Origin of the sequence: Streptomyces sp. NBC_01210 (assembly GCF_036010325.1) — a bacterium.
Taxonomy (GTDB): domain Bacteria; phylum Actinomycetota; class Actinomycetes; order Streptomycetales; family Streptomycetaceae; genus Streptomyces.
Window position 1 is genome coordinate 8,459,055 of record NZ_CP108549.1, and the last position, 20,591, is coordinate 8,479,645.

The window sequence follows — 20,591 nt, forward strand, 5'->3', positions numbered from 1 at the left end:
GTGGTCAGAGCATGCGTGCGTACTCGCGGAACTCCCAGTCGGTGACCGCGCGTTCGAAACGGGCGCGTTCCTGGCGCTTCAGGGCGATGAAGACCTCGACAAACCGGGGTCCGAGCGCTTCGCCGAGGAGCTTGTCCTCCTCCAGGGCGGTGAGAGCACTGCCGAACGAGGACGGCAGCGGCGGTACACCCTCGGTGCGCGGGCGCTCCGTGAGGGACGGGGGCGGGACCAGTTCGCGATCGATTCCGTCCAGTCCCGCTGCGAGCAGGGCCGCGATGACGAGGTAGGAGTTTGCGGCGCCGTCAGCGACGCGAACCTCGAGCCGGGTGCCGGGGCCGCGCTCGGGCGGGATCCGTACGTAAGCGGTCCTGTTGTCGTAGCCCCAATTGGCGGTGGTGGGCGCGAGAGAGTCGGGCGAGGCGAGCCGCTTGTAGGCGTTGACGGTGGGGTTGAGCAGGGCGGTGAGCGCCGGTGCGTGCTCAAGCACGCCCGCGAGGAAGGACTGTCCGAGGATGCTGAGACCGCCCTCGCCCGACGGATCGGCGAAGAGATTCCCGCCATCGTTGTCCACGAGCGACACATGGACGTGGTGTCCGCTGCCCGCCTTGTCGGCGAAGGGCTTGCCCATGAAGGTGGCCCGCAGACCGCGTGCCGCCGCGATCTCTTTCACGGCGTACTTGAAGAGGAAAGCCCGGTCCGCGGCCTCGAGCGCCGGTCCGTGCGTGTGGTTGATCTCGAACTGGCCGCCGCTGAACTCCTGGTTGCCCGTCTGGACGCGCAGCCCGAGCGCATGGCATTCGCGGATCAGCAGCGGGAGCAGGGAGTCGGGGTCGTACGCAGCTCCGACCACGTATCCGGCGCTGTCGTGCTCGGAGTACTGCCGCCAGCCGTGCGGCGCTTCCGGGTCCGGGGCCAGTAGATAGAACTCCAGCTCGGGCGCGGCGACGGCATTCAGGCCGCGGCGGGCGAGCCGGTCGACCTGGTTGCGCAGCAGCCCGCGCGGGTCCAGATGCAACGGGGCGTGGTTCTCCGACGAGTCCGTGACGTCGGCGAGCAGGAACGCGGTTGCGGGCGCATAGCCGGGGATCGCGAGCGTGGTCGGGTCGATCCGGGCATGGGCGTCGGGCCAGCCGCTTCCCGAGCTCTCGGACAGGTCCAGCGGGTTTCCGCCGAGGTCGGTGACCATGACGGCCTGGCAGAAGGACAGGCCGGGCCCGGCAAACCGCGACAACTCGCTGACGTGCACTTCTTTGCCCCGGGCGACTCCGTGCAGATCGCTCCACAGCACCCGGACGAGGTCGATGCCCTGGGCGGAGAGCTCGTCCGCGAGAGCGGCGAGTTCCTCCGGTGTGGCGCCCGGATGTGTGGGGGAGGGGTGGGTGGACACTGTGTGCCCCTTCCGGTCGTCCCGTGTTCCGTTTGGGGTCAAACGTATTCTGTGAGGCCCTCCCTGGCAAGCCTCCCGCGCGGACCGTTCCGGCGGAAGTGAATCGGATGGTGGGCGGGGTTGACGGAGGGTGCGGGGAGACTGTTATTTGGATCCAAACGAATTCAATGGCTGCCCCCACCCCACCGAGGAGACATCGTGTCGCTGACGCGCGGTTACTTCCACCCCAAGACGGCGACGGGCAGCTCATCGCTCATCCCCTCGCCCCCATGGCACTACTCCGGGGACCTCCTCACCGTCGAGTACCGCACCGATCCCGCCCGGGTGCGCGAACTGCTCCCCGAACCGCTGGAGCCCGCCGACGAGGACCCGGGTGCGGTCGCCCTCATCTGGGCCGACTGGCAGTCCTGTTCCGGCTCCCGCGAGGAGCTGCTCGACCCCGTGCGCTCCCAGTACAAGGAGGCCTTCGCGGTGGTCCGCTGCTCCTACCGGGGGAGAACGTACTCGCGCTGCGTCTACATCTGGGTCGACAAGGACTTCGCGATCGCCCGCGGGCTGCACCAGGGCTACCCGAAGAAGCTCGGCTCGATCCATCAGACCCGTCCGCATCCGTACGGGCCCGCCCCGCGGATCGAGGCCGGCGCCCGCTTCGGCGCGACGCTCGCGGCCGCCGACCGGCGCCTCGCGCAGGCCGTGGTGACGCTGCGGGAGGAGTCGGAGACGAACGGGTTCGTCAACGGACACCCCATGGCCCACCACCGCTGGCTCCCCTCCGTCGAGAAGGGCAAAGGGCTCGCGCTGGACGAGCTCATCGAGACCGGCGCCGCGTCCTTCGAGGCAGGGCAGGCATGGCGGGGCGAGGCCGAGCTCGAGCTGTTCGAGGCGCCGACGGAGGAACTGGCGCGGCTGGAGGTCCGGGAGCCGATCGCGGCGTACTACCGGCAGGTGGGGGCGGTCTGGGACGGCGGGCATGTGCTGGAGTCCGGCACGTCCGGGGCCGAGTAGACGCCTGCGGCAAGCTCTCCCCGCCCTTGCCGCCGCACGACGGGCTCCGCCCCGGACCCCCCGCCTCAAACACCGGCGAGGCTCCTCTTCCATCGGCGCCCGCACTCCTCATCACAAGCTGCAGCACCTGGAGCACCTGGACATGACCGGACACATCACCACCGTCGCCGGCGTCGCCGTCGACACCCGGCACTGGATCGGCGGCGAGCGCGTTGCCTCCGCCGAGACCTTCCACGACGTCTCGCCCATCGACGGCGGCACGCTCGGTGAGATCGCCCGCGGCACGGCGACGGAGGCCGAGGCGGCCGTCGCCGCCGCGAAGGGCGCCTTCCCCGCCTGGGCGGGCACCCCGCAAGCCGAACGCGCCCGCATCCTGCACGCCATCGCCGACGGCGTCGAGAGACGCATCGAGGACCTGGCGATCGTCGAAACGCATGACAACGGCGCCCTGCTGCGCTCCCACCGTCGCGGTGTCATGCCGCGCGTCGCGCACAACTTCCGCTTCTTCGCGGACTGGCTGCTGCGGCTCGGCCACGAGGACTTCGACACACGCGGTCACACCAACCACGTCTCCTGGGACCCGGCCGGCCCCTGCGTCCTGATCACGCCGTGGAACGCGCCGCTGATGCTCGCGACCTGGAAGATCGCCCCGGCTCTCGCCGCCGGGAACACGGTGATCCTCAAGCCCGCCGAGTGGTCCCCGCTCACCGCATCCCTGCTCGCGGACATCGCAGCCGAGGCGGGACTCCCGGCCGGCGTCCTCAACATCCTCCAGGGGTACGGCTCCGAGGCCGGCAGCGCCCTTGTCTCGCACCCGGACGTGCGGCGCGTCAGCTTCACCGGTTCGGTGCCCACCGCTCGTACGATTGCCGCCGCGACCGCCCTCAACCTGACACCCGCCAGCTTCGAACTGGGCGGCAAATCACCCCTGTTGGTCTTCGCGGACGCAGATATCGACCTCGCCGTCGACCTGGCCGTGGAGCAGTACGACAACGCCGGACAGGTGTGCCTGGCCGCCACCCGCATCCTCGTCGAGGACTCGATCGCCGATGAGTTCACCCGGCGCTTCGTGGCCAGAGCCGAACAGCTCCGGCAGGGCGACCCACGCGCCGAGGCCACCGGCATCGGCCCCAACATCCACGCGCGCCAGCTGGAGAGGATCGACGGCTTTGTGCAGCGGGCGCTCGCGGCCGGCGCATGCGCCGTCATCGGCGGCGGCCCCAACACCGAGCTGGGCGGCCTCTACTACCGGCCGACGCTGCTGGCCGACGTGGCGCAGGACAGCGAGATCGTCCAGGAGGAGGTCTTCGGCCCCGTCCTGACTCTGCAGGCCTTCGGCACCGAGGACGAAGCGGTCGGCCTCGCCAACGACACCCGCTTCGGCCTCGCCGCCACCGTCGTCACCAGCGACCGCGAGCGCGCCGAGCGCGTCACCGCACGGCTCGTCGCGGGCACGGTCTGGGTCAACTGCTTCTTCGTACGAGACCTGCAGGCGCCGTTCGGCGGCTCCCGCGCCTCCGGTATCGGCCGTGAGGGCGGCACCTGGAGCTTCGACTTCTACTGCGACATCAAGAACAGCGTGACGGCACCGAAGGGATGGCGGGACCATGGGTGAGATCGTCGGTGCGGGACTGCTTTCGCACGTCCCCACCATCGTGCTCTCGCAGGAGGACCGGTTCGAGCTGAACGACGGCAAGGAGATCACCCTTGTCACCGGCCTTCAGCAGCTGCGCCGGGACGTCTTCGAGACCGCCGACTACGACACCGTCGTCGTCCTGGACTCGCACTGGGCAACCACCGTCGAGTTCGTCATCACCGCCCAGGACCGCCGCGCCGGCCTGTTCACCTCCGAAGAGCTGCCGCGCGGGATGCGCCGTATGCCGTACGACTTCCCGGGCGACCCCGAACTCGCCCACAACGTCGCGCAGTTCGCCGAGAAGCACGGCACCTGGATCACCGCCATCGACGACGTCTATCTGCCGATCTACTACGCCACCATCAACCTGTGGAAGTACCTGGGTGAAGGCCTGCCCGACAAGCGCTGGGTCACCATAGGCGTCTGCCAGACCGGCGATATGCAGGACCACCTGCGGCTCGGCCGCGCCCTCGCCGACGGCATCGCCGCGACTCCCGGCCGCAAGGTGCTGCTGATCGCCTCCGGCGCCCTGTCGCACACCTTCTGGCCGCTGCGGGAGCTGCGCGACCACGAGCCCAGCGACCCCTCCCACATCTTCAGCGCCGGGGCCCGGGAGGCCGACTACGAGCGCATCGCCTGGTTCAAGGAAGGCCGCCACGCCAAGGTCCTTGAGACCATGCCGGAGTTCTGGAAGCACAAGCCCGAGGCGAAGTTCTTCCACTATCTGATGATGGCGGGCGCCCTCGGCGAGAGTGAGTGCATCGCCACGGCCCGGCAGTACGGGGAGTACGAGAACGCCATCGGCACCGGCCAGGCGCATCTGTGGTTCGACCGCCCGGCCGACGGCTGGACCGGGACCGGCACCCCCAACGCCGCACCCGGCCTGCGCCACGACCCGCACCACCACCGCGACCCGCACGCCGACCAGGAGAGCTGACATGGCTGAGACGTCCGAGTTCCGCCGCATCCTCCTCGACGGCGCCGTCGTCGAAACCGTCCGTGACGGCGACGAGTTGGTCGTCGGCGACGGCCGCCGGGTCAAGGCCGACCAGGCTCAGCACCTGCCGCCGGTCGTCCCGTCCAAGATCGTCGCGGTCCATCTCAACCACCGCAGCCGTGTCGACGAGTTCCGGATCGGCCTCCCGGACACACCGACGTACTTCCACAAGCCGACGTCGTCGCTCAACGCCCACCAGGGCGCCGTCGTCCGCCCCGAGGGCTGCAAGTGGCTCAACTACGAGGGCGAGGTCGCCATCGTCATCGGCCGGACCTGCCGCAACATCGCGCCGGACCGGGCGGGGGAGTACATCGCGGGCTACACCGTGGCCAACGACTACGGCCTGCACGATTTCCGCGACACCGACGCCGGCTCCATGCTGCGCGTCAAGGGCTCCGACACGCTCTGCCCGCTCGGCCCCGGCCTGGTCACCGACTGGGACTTCCACGGCAAGCGGCTGCGCACATACGTCAACGGCAACGTCGTCCAGGACGGTTCGACCGACGAGATGAAGTGGGACATGCACTATCTCGTCGCCGACATCGCCCGCACGATCACCCTGTTCCCCGGCGACGTTCTGTTGTCCGGCACGCCGGCGAACTCGCGGCCCGTCAAGCCCGGCGATGTCGTCGAGGTGGAGGTCGAAGGCCTCGGCCGGCTCACCAACCACATCGTCAGCGGCCCGACCGAGATCCGCGCGGACGTCGGCGCGCAGCCCACCGAGTCGGAGGAGGTGCTCTCCACCGCGCTCGGCGGTGACTGGGAGTTCCGCGGCATCAGGCCACCCAGGCGGGGCTGAGCAGCTGAGCAAGAGGTGTGGGGCCGGATCATCAGGGATCCGGCCCCACACCCTTTACTTTTTCACAGAAGGTCGCCGGCAGCCCGCACCAGCGCGTCAAAGAGCCGCTGCTGGACGGGATCCTCGTGTGCGGTGTCCTCGGGATGCCACTGCACGGCCGCGAACCAGCCCTGCGCTCCGGTGAGTTCCAGGGCCTCGGGCGTGCCGTCGGCGGCCGTGGCAGTGATGTACAGCCCCTCACCGAGTCGGTCGACCCGTTGGTGGTGATAGCAGGAGGCCTCGGTCTTCTCGACACCGGTGATCTGCGCGATCCGCGAACCGGGCCGCAGCGCTACGGGGTGCACCATATGGCGGTGCTCGCGCTCGCGACCGCCCATGTCCTGGTGCAGAGTGCCGCCGAGCACGGTGTTGACGACCTGGAGCCCCCGGCAGACGGCGAGCAGCGGCAGAGCAGTACGCAGCGACTGACGGGCGACCTCGAGGTCGAAGCCGTCCTGCTCGTCGTCCACGTCGTACACGCTGTCGTGCCGGCCGAGGTCTCCGTAGCGGTGCGGGGCGAGGTCGCCTCCGCCGGGCAGCAGGACGCCGTCGAACCGGGTCAGTCGGGCTGCGACCCCGGCCGGATCGGCGATGCCTCCGGGGGCGTACGGATGGATGGTCACGGGCTCCCCGCCCGCCCGCCACACCGCCTCGACGAGGGCACGGGCGTTGACCTCGGCGGCGTACCGCAGCGCGGACGTGGACGCGGCGAAGCGGGCGGGGATCGCGATCAGGGGTCTTGGGGCTGTCACAGCCGGATCCAGGTCGTCTTGAGCTCGGTGTACTTCTCGAGGGCGTGGGCGGATTTGTCGCGGCCGTTGCCGGACTGCTTCACCCCGCCGAAGGGAACGGTCAGATCACCCTCCTCGTAGCAGTTGACCCAGACGGTGCCGGCCTTGAGGGCGCGCGAGACCCGGTGGGCGGTGGTGAGGTCGCTGGTCCAGAGGCCTGCTGCGAGGCCGTAGTCGGTGGCGTTGGCGAGCGCGACGGCCTCGTCGATGTCGTCGAACGTGAGCACGGACAGGACGGGACCGAAGATCTCGTTGCGGGCGAGCCGCATTGTGGGTTGCACCAGGTCGAAGACCGTTGGTTCCAGATAGCTGCCACCGGTCGCCGCGAGGGTGCGGGCCCCGCCGGTGCGCAGCCGTGCCCCCTCGACGACGCCGGCGCCGATGTGGTCCATGACGCGGCCCAGGTGGTCCTCGCCGACCAGAGCACCCATCTCGGTGCCGGGGTCCAGCGGGTCGCCCACGCGCAGAGCCTCCGCACGTTCGACGACGGCGTCGGTGATCTGCTCCGCGATGGAGGAGTGCACCAGCAGCCGGGACGGCGCGGTGCACATCTCGCCCTGGTTGAAAAAGATGCCCCAGGCGGCGGTGGCGGCGGCCCGGTCCAGGTCGGGGGCGTCGGGGAGGATGATGTTCGGCGACTTGCCGCCCAGCTCCAGCCAGACGCGCTTGAGGTTGGAGTCGGCGGCGTACCGCAGGAACTGCCGTCCCACCGCGGTCGATCCGGTGAAGGCGAGCACATCGACGTCGGGGTGGCGGCCGATGGCCCGGCCTGCGGTGGGGCCGTCACCGGTGACGACATTGAGGACGCCCGGCGGCAGCCCGGCCTCGGTGGCGATGCGGCCCAGCATCAGGGCGGAGAGCGGCGAGCACTCGGAGGGCTTCAGCACGACCGTGCAGCCGGCGGCGAGTGCGGGCGCCACCTTCCAGGAGGCGAGGGTGAGCGGGAAGTTCCACGGGACCACCGCGCCGACGACCCCGGCGGGTTCCCGGGTGATGAGGGCCAGTGCGTCGGGGGCGGTGTGGGGCGATTCGTCGGTGAGTTTGTCGGCCAGCTGCCCGTACCAGCGGAAGGTGTTGATGGCGGCGCGCAGTTCGATGTCGTACGCGTCCTTGATGGGCTTGCCCATCTCCAGGCACACGGTGAGGGCGAGCTGCTCGCGCCGCTCCTCCAGCAGACCGGCGATCCGCAGCAGGGCGCGGCCGCGGTCGGCCGGGGCCAGTCGGGGCCAGGGGCCGCTGTCGAAGGCGCGTCGCGCCGCGGCCACGGCGAGGTCGACCTCGGCGGCCCGGGCATCGGCGACCTCGGTCAGTATCCGGCCGTCGCGGGGCGACACGGCCGGGAAGGTCGAGCCGCCGCCGGGCTCGTCGACGCCGTCGATGTGGTGCTGTGCGGGCAGCTCCATTTCCTTGGCCCGGCGCAGAAGTTCGTCAGGGGTGAGGCTCAGCATCATCCCTACTCCTCTCATTCGTTTGAGTTCAAACGATATGGAACTGTGCCTGCGCCGACAAGGGGCCGACCGCACTTGGGGTCGGAGGGGCGGTGAGGTTGGAGGGGCGGTGAGGCCGGGGGGACGGTGAGACTGCGGGATCGTGTGGCCTGGGGTGTGCGTGCTCAGGCCCGGGGGCGAGCGCTCACGCCTTCGGGCGCCGCCCGCTGCGCCGCCGTACCGGGGGAGCCCCGTCGAGCAGCTGCATCCGCCGCTCCTCGCCATGCGCCTCGATCTGCACGACGACGCGGCGCAGCGCGTCCGCCGTCTGCAGGCACTCCTCGTCGCTGAGCTGCTCGGCGACGAAGGCCTCCTCGGCGTTGAACTCCGGGAAGAGGCTGTGCATCTGTGCCTCGCCCTTGTCGGTGAGGGCCAGCAGCACCCGCCTGCCGTCGGTGGGGTGCTCGGTGCGCCTGACCAGTCCCCGCGACTCGAGGGTGCGCGCGACGCCCGTCAGCGTTCCCTTCGAAATCCCCGCTTCCTCGGCCACCTGGCGGGTCTCCATCTCGCCCCAGATCCATACGACCCACAGCACAACGAAGCCGGTCCAGGTCAGGTCGGAGCCGCGCAGCACGGAGTTCTCCACATGCTGGCGCACCGCCGCGGCCGCGCGGTGGATGTTGCCCACCATGGCCATCTGCTCGTGCCGGATCGGCGTGTCGCCCAGCTTGGCCCGGACCATCCGCTCGGTCTCAGTGATGGATCGCTGACCAGGCACGAACCCTCCTCCGAATGATCGCGGCTGTTCGGATTCGAATTATAGGTGGGCGCCGACCGGGCCCCCCTTTTTTTGCGGGTCCCGGCGGTGTGCTGATGGGCGCGGCGCAAGGGCCCCTCCCCACTGATTCGGGGGAGGGGCCCTTCGCGCTTCCGGGCCGTCTCCTTCCGTAGCAGGTCGAGGGCCGGCAAAGACTTCGAATGTCTTCGAAAGTCCCCCAGATGAAGGGGAGTTGGGTGCTGGGGACGCTGCGGTGCGGGTGCGGGTGCAGGTCGGTCCCTGCTTCAAGGCCGAGCAGCCCAGGCGCCGAATGGTGATCCCCGACAGACGGCAACGTCCATGTGGTCTGGACGACTGGCACACCGCCGGGCAGGCTCGCCCCTACAGCGTCCGCGCTCAACCGCTACGTCGGCGGCCGCCCGTACCGCGGAAATCGTTTGTGGCCAAAAGACGTCCTTGTCATGCACACGGCATGCGCCTACCTTTTCGGTCCATGAGTGAATCCCCCCACCCCCAGAGCGAGCCGTCCAACGGCCGCGAGAACGCATCCCGTCGCGCAGTTCTCACCGGACTCGGCGCTACCGCACTGTCACTGGCCGCCGCAGGACTCGCGGCCCCCGAAGGGCTCGGGACGAGCCCGCAAAGCGAACAGGCACCGGCGGCCGCCAAGCTCGAAGCCGCGTGCGTACTGACTCCGGAACAGACAGAAGGCCCCTACTACCTGGACCTTGAGACGGTCCGCAAGAACGTCACCGAAGGCAAACCCGGAGTGCCGATGACCCTGCGCACCACGGTGATCGACACCAGAACCTGCGCCCCGCTCCCGGATGTCGCCGTCGACATATGGCAGTGCGACGCCCGGGGGATCTACTCCGGCTACGTCGCCGGGGGCTCGACCCCGGACACCACCTTCCTGCGCGGCGTTCAGCTCACCAACTCCAGTGGTGTCGCCGAGTTCACCACCATCTACCCCGGCTGGTACGTCGGCCGCGCCCTGCACATCCACCTCAAGACGCATGTCGGCGGCACCGTCTCCGGCGGCACGTACGAGGGCGGGCACGTCACCCACACCGGCCAGCTGTATTTCCCCGAGAACTACAACACCCAGGTCGCCGCCCTCACCCCGTACCGGACCAACACCGCCCGCCGCACGCTCAACGCCCAGGACGGCATCTACCGCAACGGTGGGTCGTCGACGCTGCTCACCATCACCCTGGTCGGCAGCACGCTCAGCCAAGGTGTCATCGGCACTGTGGTGCTCGGTATCGACCCCACCGCAACTCCCTGACGAGATCGGTGACCTGATCGGGTTCGTGACGGCGCAGCCGCCGGCCGACGGCTGCGCCGTCCCATTGGCTCACTCGCAGTCCACCCGGTACATCCGGGCCGGACAGAAACAGCGTGGATCACCGCGTGGCCGGCCGCCCGCTTCCAGCCACAGGATCGACATCCCTTGACTGCGCCATTGGTGTAGTCCACTCTTGGCGCTCGCAAGGGGTCGGATCACTACCACCCGGAGGGTGATGATGGCGGTCTCGTTACGCGCTCGGTTCCCGCAACGGCTGCTTCACCGCCTGCGCGGCCGGATCGTGCTGGGGGCCACCGGCGCGCTGCTCGGCGCCTCGCTCGGTGTCCTCGCTCCCGGGACGGCCACGGCCCAGCCCTCGACATCCTCGGACGCCTTCAACAGCCTGACCGCGCAAAGCCATCCGGAGTGGATGGGCGGCGCATCCAGTCAGCTGAGCCTGGGAAGCCTCTCGATACCCGGTACGCATGACACGCTCGCCATCCACGGCGGCTGGCTGGCACCCTCGGCGTACGAGGCACAGGAGAACCACGGCGACAGCGGCGCTACCCTGACCGCCCAGCTCAACGCGGGGATCCGGGCGATCGACATCCGCGTACGGGTCGTCAACAGCGGATCGGCGTTCGCCATCCACCACAGCGACGTGTATCAGAACGCGAACTTCGACGATGTGCTGACCAAAGCCCGCGACTTCCTCGGCGCACACCCCACCGAGACCGTCCTGATGAACCTGCACGGCGAGTGTGACGCGAACACGACCGAGGGCGGCAGCGGAAGCGGCTCGACCGGGCACTGCGCCGACGACCCGTCGAACACCACCACCGAGGGCCGCATCAGGGTCTTCAACAGCTATCTGGCCCGCTATCCGGGCCTTTTCCACGCACCCACGGTCACCGGTACGAGCGCAGCCGCCATGCCCACCCTCGGACAGGTACGGGGCCACATCGTGCTGACCCAGTTCACCGGTCCCCGGGGCCAGGTCTACTCCGGCTTCGGCCTGACGCAGCTGACGAGCGGGGACTGGGGCCGGTACATCGAGAACGACTGGACCCAGTGCGGCCTCGACCAGAAGTGGAGCCAGGCGCAGGCGAACCTGGCCGAGGCGGGCAACGACTCCTCGGGCGCCATGTATGTCACATACACATCCGCCAACTGCGCCCCCTTCGGGGCCACTCCGGCCGACGTCGCCGGTGGATACGGCGGCGGCACGGGGCTCAACCAGCGCACCGTGGACTACCTGGGCGGCGGCAACAGCGCCCGCACCGGCATAGTGATGACGGACTTCCCGGGTCACGCACTCATCGCCGCGATCATCCGCCACCAGCCCGGCGGGCTGAGCGGCTACATCCCCTCCGGTCTCGCCGGCAAGTGTCTGGACGCCTACAACGGCTCGGGCGCGAACGGCACCAAGGTCGAGTTGTGGACGTGCAACGGCAGCGCCGCGCAGTTCTGGACCGCCGCGCCGGACGGAAGTCTCCGCATCAACGGCGCCTGCCTGGACGTGGCGGCCGGGAGCACCGCCGACGGAGCCGTCGTGCAGTTGTGGACGTGCCACGGCGGCACGAACCAGAGGTGGACGCAGGGAGTCGGCGGCCGGCTGATCGGGGCCCAGTCCGGCAAATGCCTCGACGTCCCGGGTGCGTCCACCACCGATGGGGTCCAGCTGGTGATCTGGACCTGCCAAGGCGGCGTCAACCAGCGGTGGTTCCTGAGCTGAGCCGGTGCCCGGCAATCGTTGTGATTGCCGGGTAGTGGCATTCCGACGGCGGTGGCCATCACGAGTCTGCTGCCCCACCGTCCGGGTCGCTGTGACGAGCAGGCCCCGTCAGGAGGTCAGCTCGTGGAAGGGCTGGTCCAGTCGGCTGCCACATGGGCGATGCGTACACGCTGCGGGTGGTCGCCGACCGCTACGGACGCGACCTTCTTGCCGGTGGCGAAGTCGATCGCGGTGACACGGTCGGCGCCGCTCTCGGAGATGACGCAGGATGCACCGTCGCCGCTCACGGTCGCCCAGTAGGGCTTCGAGGCCGGCACCAGCGGCCCCTCCTGGAGCGAGGTCCGGTCGACGATCGTCGCGTAGTCGTCCATGGTCCCGGCGATGCACAGCTTGTCGCCCGCTGAGTTCATCGACATACCGTGGTGGCGGGAGTCGTTGACCCATGTGGTGCGGTCTTCGCTGGTCGTGGGGTTCTTCGGCAGAGTCTTCGCCCGGGTGATCCGGTCGGATGCGACGTCGTACTCGAGGAAGCCGTTGAAGAAGGAGACCTGGAAGTAGAGCTTGGACTGGTCCGGTGTGAAGGCGACGGGGCGGACCGCGTCGGACAGGTCCTTGCGGCCGAAGGCGTCGAGTCGCGAGCGCATGTCGATGACCTTCACCTCTTTGAAGGTGGTGGCATCGACGACGGTGATGCGGCGGTCGCCCTTCGTCCAGTCCATCACGGGGTCGTCGAGGGCGGTGTTGACCTCGCCGATCGACATGTTCCACAGGTACTTGCCGCCGTCGGTGAAGACGTTCTCGTGCGGTTTGTCGCCGGTCTTGAACGACCCGAGCTGCTTGCCGGTCCGGATGTCGAGCACATGGACGGTATTGGAGGTCGAGGCCGAGACGGCGACGCGTGTGCCGTCGGGGGACACCGCCATGTGGTCGGAGCGGTATCCGGAGACGGGGAAGCGCCAGTTGATCCGGCCGGTGGCCAGATCGATCGACACGACGTCGGCGAAGCTCGGTCGGGAGACGACCATCGCTGAGCCGTCCGGTGTGGAGTACATGTCGTCGACGAACTGGTCGTGTCCCTCGCCGGGGCCGTTGCGGATGCCGAGGAAGTAGATGAGCTTGACCGGGTTGAGGTAGATCTCCGCGAGCCGCTGGTCCTTGTCCGGTATGACGTTGATGCGGCCGATCCTGGCGAAGTCGCCGTGGGACGCGATGACGTCGGCGGTGCCGTCCCAGTTGTTGCCCACGAACATCACCTCCTTGAGGTCGGCGGCGCCGACATGCGCGGCGGTGCCGGTCGTTGCTCGAGGGGCGGTCGGCGCGGCGGACGCGGCGGCCGCTGTCGCGGAGCCTGCGACGGCCATGGTGAAGGCCGCGGCGAGAGCGCTGAGCGAACGCAGGGACGGGCAGCGCTGAGGGACACCTACGGAGACGATCCGCTGTGAACGCCGCTTTGTGGGCAGAGACATCGTCGTTCCTTCCGTGGGGGGCGAGTTGGACCTCGTGGTGCGGAAGTGGTGCTTGCGGTGCCGGACGTCGCAGTGGAGCGAGATGGGTTGAGCTTCGACCGCGGCTTGAGCGGACAGCTGGGCCCCGCCCAATCTGAATACGCGACCATTCAGATTGGGCTACTGGAAAGTAACGAGGGGCGGGACACTCCACAAGGCTCACGACACGAGAAAATGGTGCGGACCGACGAGGGAGGGTCAGTGGCGGGCAGGCTCAGACAACCGACTGGCCGTTACGCGGGCAGGTCCGCCGAGGAACGGCAGGCCGAGCGGCGTCAGCGGTTCCTCGCTGCCGGCCTCCAGCTCTTCGGCGACAGCCCCGGCTACCGCGCCACGACCGTGGCCGCTTTGAGCGAGGCCGCGGGACTGTCCACGCGTCAGTTCTACGAGGAGTTCCGCACCCTCGAAGACGTGCTCGCCGCTCTGCACCTGCAGGTCAACGACTGGGCGGAGGAGGCCGCCCTGGCCGCGCTCGCCGAGGTCGACGGTCTGTCGATCGCGGAGCGGGCCGCGGCGGCCTTCCGCGCCTATGCCGCCAACGTCACCGGCGACCCACGCCGTATCCGGATCACTTTCGTCGAGATCATCGGTGTCAGTCCGCGGCTGGAGGAGCAGCGTCTTGCCCGGCGCTCCCGCTGGGTGGATCTCATCTGCGCGGAAGCTGCGGCGGCGGTCGAGCGCGGTGAGGCCGCGCCGCGTGACTACCGGGTCGCCGCGGCGGCCTTCATCGGAAGTGTGAACGGTCTCCTGCACGACTGGAGGGCCGGCTGGGTGGACGCGACGCTCGACCAGGTCGTCGACGAGCTGGTGCTGTTGCTGCTGGGCATCGTCCGTCCGGCCGGCCAGTGGCCCGGTGCGTAGCGTGCCCTCAGGGCAACGAAGGTGCCTGCCCGGTGAGTCGCCGGCCGGCGCGCCTGCGAAGACGTAGCGGAAACGTTGTGCAAGAGGGTCCGGCTCGTCCTCCGTCAGTGCCGTAGCCACAGGCGACGGAGCCGCCGGGATCCCGCAGTGCCCTCACCGGAGTCGGCTCCGGACGCCGCGGGGTAAGCGGGCTCGCGTTCGGTGAAGTACTCGGCATCCTTGGGGCGATGCGTTTCCGAGGCGCGCGGCCGTGGAGCGGGTTCCAGATGGGGGATGTGTTTGGAGCAGTGGACATACGCCTCCTCGACCGTCATGTGTATCCACATCTGCGGCTGTCGGCCGGGTGCTGTGTCCCTCGGGAGGCGGGGGTACTCGGCTCGTTGCTCCTGCTCGGTGCGCAGCTCGGCCGACCCGTTGATGTGCAGGCCTATGTGGTGTCGAGTGAAGTCGATGAAGAGCAGACCGAGATGAGGGTTCTCGGTGATGTTTCCGACGCTGGCCAGTACGCCGTTGCCGCGGTATTCGGGGTAGGTCAATGTGCGGTCGTCAAGCGCGATGACGAACCCGGGCGGCCCGGCGCGGAAGGTGGAGTCACAGGCGCCACCAGCGTCGGCTGTGGACAGGAACACCATGGTCTGACTGGCTATGAAGTCCCTCATGGGGGGCGTGAGGAAGTCATGCATCTGCCGGTCGTAGAAGTCGGCTGCGCGGTCGGCGGTGCCGAACTGCTTCTGCACCCTTCGCTCGCCGGGGGAGCCGATGGTCTCGTCGTGTGGGGTCACGGCTGGTGGGTCTCCTCCTGAGAGCGAGCAAGGTCCAACTGCCAGGACAGGACGAGGACATCCCGGGGTGTCGCCGTGCATCCGCGTCCGTGGCGGTCCGCGCCGCAGTATGACTCGTGGGCACCGCTGCCATTCGGGGTGGCTACTGAGGCAGGCTTCATACTGGTCCGCGCTGCCGAGCTCGTCCAGCACCTGGGGCAACGGAGCGCTGCCGACCAACGATGTGCTGATCGCCAACAGCGAAAGGCCGGCCAGGAGATGCGATCAGCGGGGCGGCGTGACCAGCCCATCTCATAGGCGGTGATCACGAGTTGCACCCGGTCCTGTTTCCGCTCGGTGATCGCCGCGACCGGCCGCCGGGAGCGCTCCGGCGGGAACGGGGCTTGAACGAAGCCCGCGATCAGACGGCGCATGACACCGGGCGCCCTCAGCGCGTCACCCGCGGCGACCACGCGGATCGCCGCGAGGATGTCGTTCAGTGTCATGTCCTTGACCGTGAATCCGCTCGCGCCGGCGCGGAGCGCGCCGTAGACGTGCTCGGCCTCGTCGAAGGCGGTCAGGACCAGGACGCGGGTCGTCGCCGGACCGGCGGTGAGGCTGGTCGTCGGCGAGCACGACACGAACGGTCATCCGGCCTCCGTCGGCGCCGCAACCTGCGCGGAATCATCACGGTTTGGCTGAGCCCTCGCCCCGAGCTAACCAACTGCTTAGCATGGTGGCTTCCTGGAAGGTGCCGCCTGCTTCCGCGCACCGGCGGCTGACCCGGTGGAGGTCGCACGGCGCCCCGTCCAGCTCACGACATGGCGGCTCGCCGTGGTGTTCTCGCACGCCCCGTCCACCTGGAGGGTCCATGCACACCAGTCCTCGCACCCACGACGCAGTCGTCAGCGGCCCGCTGATCGACAGCATCACGGATTCCTCTCCTCTCCAGCTCTTCGACCGTGCCTGCCGGCACCTTCTGGGGCGTGGCACGGAATTCGCCGACAGCGTGGTGGAGAAGATCCGCGCCGAGGTGCCGTACTACGCCGACCTGGTGCTGGCACCGCCCGACCTGAGGCAATCCGTGGGCACCGGCGTGCGCCACGGGCTGGAAGCCAGCCTGGATCCGACCAGGATCGTGGGCGTCGAGCGCTACACAAGAGAGCTCGGCATAAGACGCGCCCAACAGGGCCGTCCTCTCGACGAGGTGCTGCACGCCTTCCGTGTCGCCGGTTCGGAGGTGTGGGGCGGGATCATCAGCGTGGTGGAGCGGGACGGACTCGGCGACTCGCGCCAGCTGGTACACGTGGCCGAGCTGGTGTGGAAGAGCAACGATCGCGACGCCGTTCTTGTCGCCGACGCTTACCGGCAGGTCGCCGAGGGCGTCGCCAGCCGGCACGGGGAACGCGTCCGCCTGGTCCTCGCCGCCCTGCTGGAGAACCGCAGCGAACCCGAGTTCACCCGGGATGCGGCGGCGATCCTCGATCTGCCGCTCGGCGGACGTTTCGCGGTAGCGGCGGTACGGGCCACACCGCCGTACGGCCGCGCGCCCAAGACCGTTCCGGAGGTGCGCGGCATCCGGATCCTGCGCCACACCCGCCCCCAGGGCGATGTCCTCGTCGCCCACCTGGGCGACCGTCCCCTGGACGTGTTCGCCTCCGGTCTGGCCGCCGGTCCCGGGCTGCGTATCGGGATCAGCCCGGTCGTCCAGGGTCTGGACAGCCTGTCCCGTGCGCGTGACATGGCTGAGCTCGCCGTTCGCACCTGCCGGGCCGACGGTGACATAGTCCGGCTCGACTCCTGCCTGCCCGACGGGCTCCTGATCTCACGGCCCGATCTGTCCGCCGAACTGGCCCACCAGGTGCTCCGGCCCCTGTATGACCTTGAACCCGCCGATCGCGACACGCTCTTCGACACCCTCGGTATCTGGATGGAGAACGGCGGCTCCGCCGTCCAGACCGCCCGGCACATGTTCTGCCATCGCAACACTGTGCTCAACCGTCTCCGCCGCATCGAGCAGATCACCGGACTCGCTCTGTCCCGCCCTCGTGATCTGGTGCAACTCACCCTCGCGCTCGACGCGCACCGCCTGCTCGGACCAGCCGCCGTACTCGGCACCCCGTACGAAGGGAACCCGCTGCGGTCCGCCTGACGTCGGATGCTCGTCCCTGGCGATGGGCGTCGGCGCAGGCGGCGCCGGGCTCGGACGGCACGGCTGGCTGGGCATTCGCACAGTGACCCCATGCCGGCGTTGGGAGCGGACAACAGGGCGAGCACAGCGCGTGGACCGGCCATGGCCGCACGTGTTCTGGTGAGCCCCGCACTGAGGTGATCCGCCCTCATCCCTGCCCGCCAGGAGAACGTCATGGCTCAACAACACGCCGCCCCGCTTCATCATCAACCACGGCCGCATCGTCCAGGTGTCGCTTTCGCCGTGGTCAATGGACTGACCTTCGGCGTACATCTGCTGCTCGCCTGCTCTGCTGCCGACTTCATGGCCACCCGCATCTGGGGAGAGATCAACATCGGCGTGCTGGCAGTCCTTCTCCAGGGGGCCCTCCTGCTGTGGACGGCGGCGCGGTACGACCGGCGTGCCGGTGAACTCGTACCGAACGACCAGGACGTGGAGTACTGATGATTTCCGACGTCTTGCTCGCTGTGCCCGGCACCCTGGACACGGACACGCGCTCCCTGGTTCTCGTGGGCTTCTTGACGTTGATCGTCCCCATACTGTTCATCTGCGTTCTCAGCGGCCCTGAGAGGGACCGTGTCAACGAGTTCTACACAGCGGGCCGGAGGCTGCCGCCGCTGCGGGGAGCCCTCGTACTGTCCGGGGCCTACCTGTCCGCGGCCACGGTGCTCGGCACCACGGGAAGCGTCGCGATCTTTGGCTACGACGGTCTGTTCATCGCCCTGTGCACCGTACTTTCACTCGGCGTGCTCCTCCTGCTGGCCGCCCCCCTGCGCGAGCGCGCCAGCTACACCTTGGGCGACACTTTCGCTCTGCGGGCTCCAGGGCCCGCGGTACGGATGGCGGTCGCCGTCGTGACCTTGAGTGCATGCGTCCCCTACTTGGTCGTGCAACTCTCAGGTGCGGGAGCGACCACTGCGATGCTGCTGGGGCTGTCCGGGCCGGGCGCCGAACAGACAGCCATCGTCATGATCGGCGCACTGGTCGTCTGCGCCACGGCGTTCGGCGGTATGCGCGGAACCGTGGCACTTCAGGTGATCAAAACGGTGGTGCTGCTCTGCATGGCCGTGGCTGTAACAGCTGTGCTGCTGCATCGCTTTCACTGGAGCAGCGACTCCCTGATCGACGCCGCCGGAAAGGGCAGTGGCCGCCCGGCCGTCTATATGCGTCCCGGCCTCCGATTCGCCGGCAGCACCGGCCCCCGAGGCACACTCGACTTCGTCGGCCTGATGATCACCATCGTGCTGGGTGTGGCCTGCATGCCCCACGTGGCCATGCAACTCAACGCAGCTCCCGACGCTGCCACGGCACGCCGTACGGTGCGCCACACCGTCGGCATCGTCGGTGTTTTCTGCCTCGCCACAGCTGTGACGGGATTCGCGGCCGCCGCGTTGATCGGCGCTCCGGTAATCCTGGCCGCGGATCCGGGAGGCAACAGCAGCCTGCTGATGCTCACCGGCGAACTGGCGGGCGGCTCGTCCATCCACACGGGCGGGGCACTCCTCGTCGTCCTGGTCTCCTCCGCGGTGTTCCTCACCACGCTGTCGGTGGTTGCGAGCGTCACCCTGGCGGCCGCCGGGGCGATCGCCCACGACCTGTACACGCATGTCCTGTTCCGTGGGCGCACGACCGAGGGGCGAGAGGTGGCCGCCGCACGCTATGCGTCCGCCGGCGTCGGAGTCCTGAGCATCGGGCTGGCGGTCTGGGTCCAGGGATGGAACATGGGTTTCCTGTCGGCTCTCTCCCTGGCGGTGGCTGCTTCCTGCCTGCTGCCGGCGCTGGTGTACTCGCTTTTCTGGAGCGGCTACACGCGAACTGGACTGTTCTGGACACTGTATGGAGGCCTGTGCTGCGCCATCGGGCTGCAGATATCCGGCCCGGTCTTCTCGGGCAACCCCTGGGCGTTCTTCCCGAATTGGCACCTCAACTGGTTCCCGCTCCAGACGGTCGTCCTCGTGTCGATGCCGGCCGCTTTCCTGCTCGGCTGGCTGGGCAGCGTTGTGGGAAGGCGGCGGGTGCAGGCGGTCGCGGAGCGTGTCAGGGCATAGGGCGCAGGCCTGCTCGCCCCGCCGACACCCGCAGCGGGGCGGGCGGCCGTTCTGAGAAGGGCCGGGGCTCAGAGACGGATGACGACAAGAGCGGTGTCGTCGGTGTTCCCGCCGGGTGGGATCAGTTTGGACAGCAGGTAATCGGCGAGGGCATCGGCGTCGGCTGTGGGATGCCGGGTGAGGCACTCGGTGAGGCGGGCGAGTCCGGTGTCGATGTCTTCACCGCGGCGTTCGATCAGTCCATCGGTATAGAGCACGAGGGTGGCACCGTCGGTGAAGGCGCCGTCACCCTGGGGGCGGGGGACATGCTCGGGGCGGGCCCCGAGCGGGGGGTCGGTGGCCTGGTCGAGAAACCGGACCGTGCCGTCGGGATGGAGCAGCGCGGGCGGCGGGTGGCCGGCGCTGCTGTAGGTGATGGTGTGGCTGTCCCAGTTGACGATGGCCTGGACCGCTGTGGTGGACTCGGCGCCCTCGATGGAGCGGGCGTACTGGTCGACGACGTCCAGCGCCGTCGCGGGTCCGTCGGCGACGCATACGGCGGCGCTGAGGGCGCTGCGCAGCTGTCCCATGACGCCGGCCGCGGGCAGGCCGTGGCCGACGACGTCGCCGACGGCGACAGCGATGCGGTCGCCGGGCAGCTCGGCCAGGTCGTACCAGTCGCCGCACACGTTCAGAGCGCCGACGGCGGGCCGGTAGCGCACCGCCGCCCGGTGATGGCCGACCGGGCGCGGTGCGGGCAGCATCGCTTCCTGCAAGGCGAGGGCGACCTGCCGTTCGCGGGCGTGTGCCTGGCGCAGTCGTTCATTCACCTCCTGCAGTTCCCGGGCGCGGGCGTAGAGCTCGGCCTCCATCAGCTGATGGCGGTCCCCTGCTTCTCGGCGGGTGCGGGCGCGGATGAGCTCGGTGACTTCCTCCACCCGGTGCACGATCAGCACGACCTTTCCGTCCGGATCGAGAACGGGGGCGTTGACCGGGCTCCAGTACCGCTCCTCGAACACTCCGGGCCTGTCGGGTGCCTCGACGTCGTAGCGTTGCAGCGCCATGCTGTCGCGCAAACCCGACTCCACCACCCGCAGCAGTGACGCCTTCAGGTTGCGCATGCCGGACGCGTCGGGGTCACCGGGATTGTCGGGGAAGGCGTCGAACAGACGCATCCCGAGCAGCTGTTCCCGTGCGCGGCCTGACAGTCGCAGGTAGGCCTGGTTGGCGTCGGCGTACACCAGCTGCGGAGTGAGCAGCGCCACCGCGCTGGGCAAGGTATGGAAAACGGCCTCATAGTCGATCCCGGATTCCCGCATCATTGCTTCCTGCCCAGTGCCGCGTCGCTTCGATCTTGCGACTTT

General features: G+C 69.1%; 18 protein-coding genes. 10 read left to right on the plus strand and 8 right to left on the minus strand.

Annotation, left to right across the window (positions count from 1 at the left end; all coding sequences use genetic code 11):
• Positions 1-4: 4 nt before the first annotated feature.
• Complete coding sequence (locus tag OG735_RS38040; RefSeq protein ID WP_327327701.1) at positions 5-1,387, minus strand: glutamine synthetase family protein; 1,383 nt, start codon at positions 1,385-1,387, stop codon at positions 5-7.
• A 198-nt stretch (positions 1,388-1,585) separates the two neighbouring features.
• On the opposite strand from OG735_RS38040, the gene OG735_RS38045 reads away from it, so the two are divergent.
• The 4 genes from OG735_RS38045 (at position 1,586) to OG735_RS38060 (ending at position 5,824) form a co-directional block, all read left to right on the plus strand.
• Positions 1,586-2,392: an acetoacetate decarboxylase family protein gene (locus OG735_RS38045; RefSeq protein WP_327327702.1), complete on the plus strand. Its 807-nt coding sequence runs from the start codon at positions 1,586-1,588 to the stop codon at positions 2,390-2,392.
• A gap of 142 nt (positions 2,393-2,534) precedes the next feature.
• Complete coding sequence (locus OG735_RS38050) at positions 2,535-4,007, plus strand: aldehyde dehydrogenase (RefSeq protein WP_327327703.1); 1,473 nt, start codon at positions 2,535-2,537, stop codon at positions 4,005-4,007.
• Complete coding sequence (locus OG735_RS38055) at positions 4,000-4,965, plus strand: 3,4-dihydroxyphenylacetate 2,3-dioxygenase (RefSeq protein ID WP_327327704.1); 966 nt, start codon at positions 4,000-4,002, stop codon at positions 4,963-4,965. Before OG735_RS38050 ends, OG735_RS38055 begins: the two co-directional genes overlap by 8 nt.
• Before the next feature lies 1 nt (position 4,966).
• The gene (locus tag OG735_RS38060; RefSeq protein ID WP_327327705.1) at positions 4,967-5,824 is read left to right on the plus strand and encodes a fumarylacetoacetate hydrolase family protein; all 858 of its coding nucleotides are present in this window, start codon (positions 4,967-4,969) and stop codon (positions 5,822-5,824) included.
• Positions 5,825-5,886: 62 nt separating this feature from the next.
• On the opposite strand, the gene OG735_RS38065 is transcribed toward OG735_RS38060, so the two are convergent.
• The 3 genes from OG735_RS38065 to OG735_RS38075 all read right to left on the minus strand — a co-directional run bounded on the left by OG735_RS38065 (position 5,887) and on the right by OG735_RS38075 (position 8,859).
• Complete coding sequence (locus OG735_RS38065; protein ID WP_327327706.1) at positions 5,887-6,615, minus strand: gamma-glutamyl-gamma-aminobutyrate hydrolase family protein; 729 nt, start codon at positions 6,613-6,615, stop codon at positions 5,887-5,889.
• Entirely contained in the window at positions 6,612-8,102 is a 1,491-nt protein-coding gene (locus OG735_RS38070) for an aldehyde dehydrogenase (protein WP_327328594.1), read from the minus strand. The genes OG735_RS38065 and OG735_RS38070 overlap by 4 nt, the downstream gene beginning before the upstream one ends.
• 184 nt (positions 8,103-8,286) lie before the next feature.
• Positions 8,287-8,859 (minus strand): MarR family winged helix-turn-helix transcriptional regulator, encoded by a 573-nt coding sequence (locus OG735_RS38075; RefSeq protein ID WP_327327707.1) that lies wholly within the window; start codon positions 8,857-8,859, stop codon positions 8,287-8,289.
• Between the two features lie 493 nt (positions 8,860-9,352).
• On the opposite strand from OG735_RS38075, the gene OG735_RS38080 reads away from it, so the two are divergent.
• A complete protein-coding gene (locus OG735_RS38080) occupies positions 9,353-10,147 on the plus strand; it encodes an intradiol ring-cleavage dioxygenase (protein WP_327327708.1) in 795 nt (264 codons plus the stop codon).
• Positions 10,148-10,385: 238 nt separating this feature from the next.
• Entirely contained in the window at positions 10,386-11,882 is a 1,497-nt protein-coding gene (locus tag OG735_RS38085) for a phosphatidylinositol-specific phospholipase C domain-containing protein (RefSeq protein WP_327327709.1), read from the plus strand.
• Positions 11,883-11,998: 116 nt separating this feature from the next.
• On the opposite strand, the gene OG735_RS38090 is transcribed toward OG735_RS38085, so the two are convergent.
• On the minus strand, positions 11,999-13,243 hold the full coding sequence (locus tag OG735_RS38090) for a YncE family protein (RefSeq protein WP_327328595.1): 1,245 nt from the start codon (positions 13,241-13,243) through the stop codon (positions 11,999-12,001).
• Between the two features lie 345 nt (positions 13,244-13,588).
• Here OG735_RS38090 and OG735_RS38095 point away from each other — a divergent pair, with 345 nt between their 5' ends.
• The gene (locus tag OG735_RS38095; protein ID WP_327327710.1) at positions 13,589-14,248 is read left to right on the plus strand and encodes a TetR/AcrR family transcriptional regulator; all 660 of its coding nucleotides are present in this window, start codon (positions 13,589-13,591) and stop codon (positions 14,246-14,248) included.
• Between the two features lie 104 nt (positions 14,249-14,352).
• Here OG735_RS38095 and OG735_RS38100 read toward each other — a convergent pair whose 3' ends face one another.
• Together OG735_RS38100 and OG735_RS38105 are read right to left on the minus strand one after the other, a co-directional pair.
• Positions 14,353-15,030: a pyridoxamine 5'-phosphate oxidase family protein gene (locus OG735_RS38100; RefSeq protein WP_327327711.1), complete on the minus strand. Its 678-nt coding sequence runs from the start codon at positions 15,028-15,030 to the stop codon at positions 14,353-14,355.
• Positions 15,027-15,650 (minus strand): hypothetical protein, encoded by a 624-nt coding sequence (locus OG735_RS38105; RefSeq protein ID WP_327327712.1) that lies wholly within the window; start codon positions 15,648-15,650, stop codon positions 15,027-15,029. Before OG735_RS38105 ends, OG735_RS38100 begins: the two co-directional genes overlap by 4 nt.
• Positions 15,651-15,880: 230 nt before the next feature.
• Here OG735_RS38105 and OG735_RS38110 point away from each other — a divergent pair, with 230 nt between their 5' ends.
• From OG735_RS38110 to OG735_RS38120, 3 genes are all read left to right on the plus strand, one after another.
• The gene (locus tag OG735_RS38110; protein ID WP_327327713.1) at positions 15,881-17,161 is read left to right on the plus strand and encodes a PucR family transcriptional regulator; all 1,281 of its coding nucleotides are present in this window, start codon (positions 15,881-15,883) and stop codon (positions 17,159-17,161) included.
• A 282-nt stretch (positions 17,162-17,443) separates the two neighbouring features.
• Complete coding sequence (locus OG735_RS38115) at positions 17,444-17,644, plus strand: hypothetical protein (protein WP_327327714.1); 201 nt, start codon at positions 17,444-17,446, stop codon at positions 17,642-17,644.
• The gene (locus tag OG735_RS38120; protein ID WP_327327715.1) at positions 17,644-19,248 is read left to right on the plus strand and encodes a sodium/solute symporter; all 1,605 of its coding nucleotides are present in this window, start codon (positions 17,644-17,646) and stop codon (positions 19,246-19,248) included. Before OG735_RS38115 ends, OG735_RS38120 begins: the two co-directional genes overlap by 1 nt.
• A 68-nt stretch (positions 19,249-19,316) precedes the next feature.
• On the opposite strand, the gene OG735_RS38125 is transcribed toward OG735_RS38120, so the two are convergent.
• On the minus strand, positions 19,317-20,546 hold the full coding sequence (locus tag OG735_RS38125; protein WP_327328596.1) for a PP2C family protein-serine/threonine phosphatase: 1,230 nt from the start codon (positions 20,544-20,546) through the stop codon (positions 19,317-19,319).
• Between the last annotated feature and the right edge of the window lie 45 nt (positions 20,547-20,591).

Coding starts and splice junctions, on each gene's coding strand:
- OG735_RS38050 (WP_327327703.1), top strand. CDS start 2,535: ATGACCGGACACATCACCACCGTCGCCGGCGTCGCCGTCGACACCCGG.
- OG735_RS38090 (WP_327328595.1), bottom strand. CDS start 13,243: ATGGCCGTCGCAGGCTCCGCGACAGCGGCCGCCGCGTCCGCCGCGCCG.
- OG735_RS38055 (WP_327327704.1), top strand. CDS start 4,000: ATGGGTGAGATCGTCGGTGCGGGACTGCTTTCGCACGTCCCCACCATC.
- OG735_RS38060 (WP_327327705.1), top strand. CDS start 4,967: ATGGCTGAGACGTCCGAGTTCCGCCGCATCCTCCTCGACGGCGCCGTC.
- OG735_RS38110 (WP_327327713.1), top strand. CDS start 15,881: ATGCACACCAGTCCTCGCACCCACGACGCAGTCGTCAGCGGCCCGCTG.
- OG735_RS38120 (WP_327327715.1), top strand. CDS start 17,644: ATGATTTCCGACGTCTTGCTCGCTGTGCCCGGCACCCTGGACACGGAC.
- OG735_RS38125 (WP_327328596.1), bottom strand. CDS start 20,546: ATGCGGGAATCCGGGATCGACTATGAGGCCGTTTTCCATACCTTGCCC.
- OG735_RS38080 (WP_327327708.1), top strand. CDS start 9,353: ATGAGTGAATCCCCCCACCCCCAGAGCGAGCCGTCCAACGGCCGCGAG.
- OG735_RS38085 (WP_327327709.1), top strand. CDS start 10,386: ATGGCGGTCTCGTTACGCGCTCGGTTCCCGCAACGGCTGCTTCACCGC.
- OG735_RS38070 (WP_327328594.1), bottom strand. CDS start 8,102: ATGCTGAGCCTCACCCCTGACGAACTTCTGCGCCGGGCCAAGGAAATG.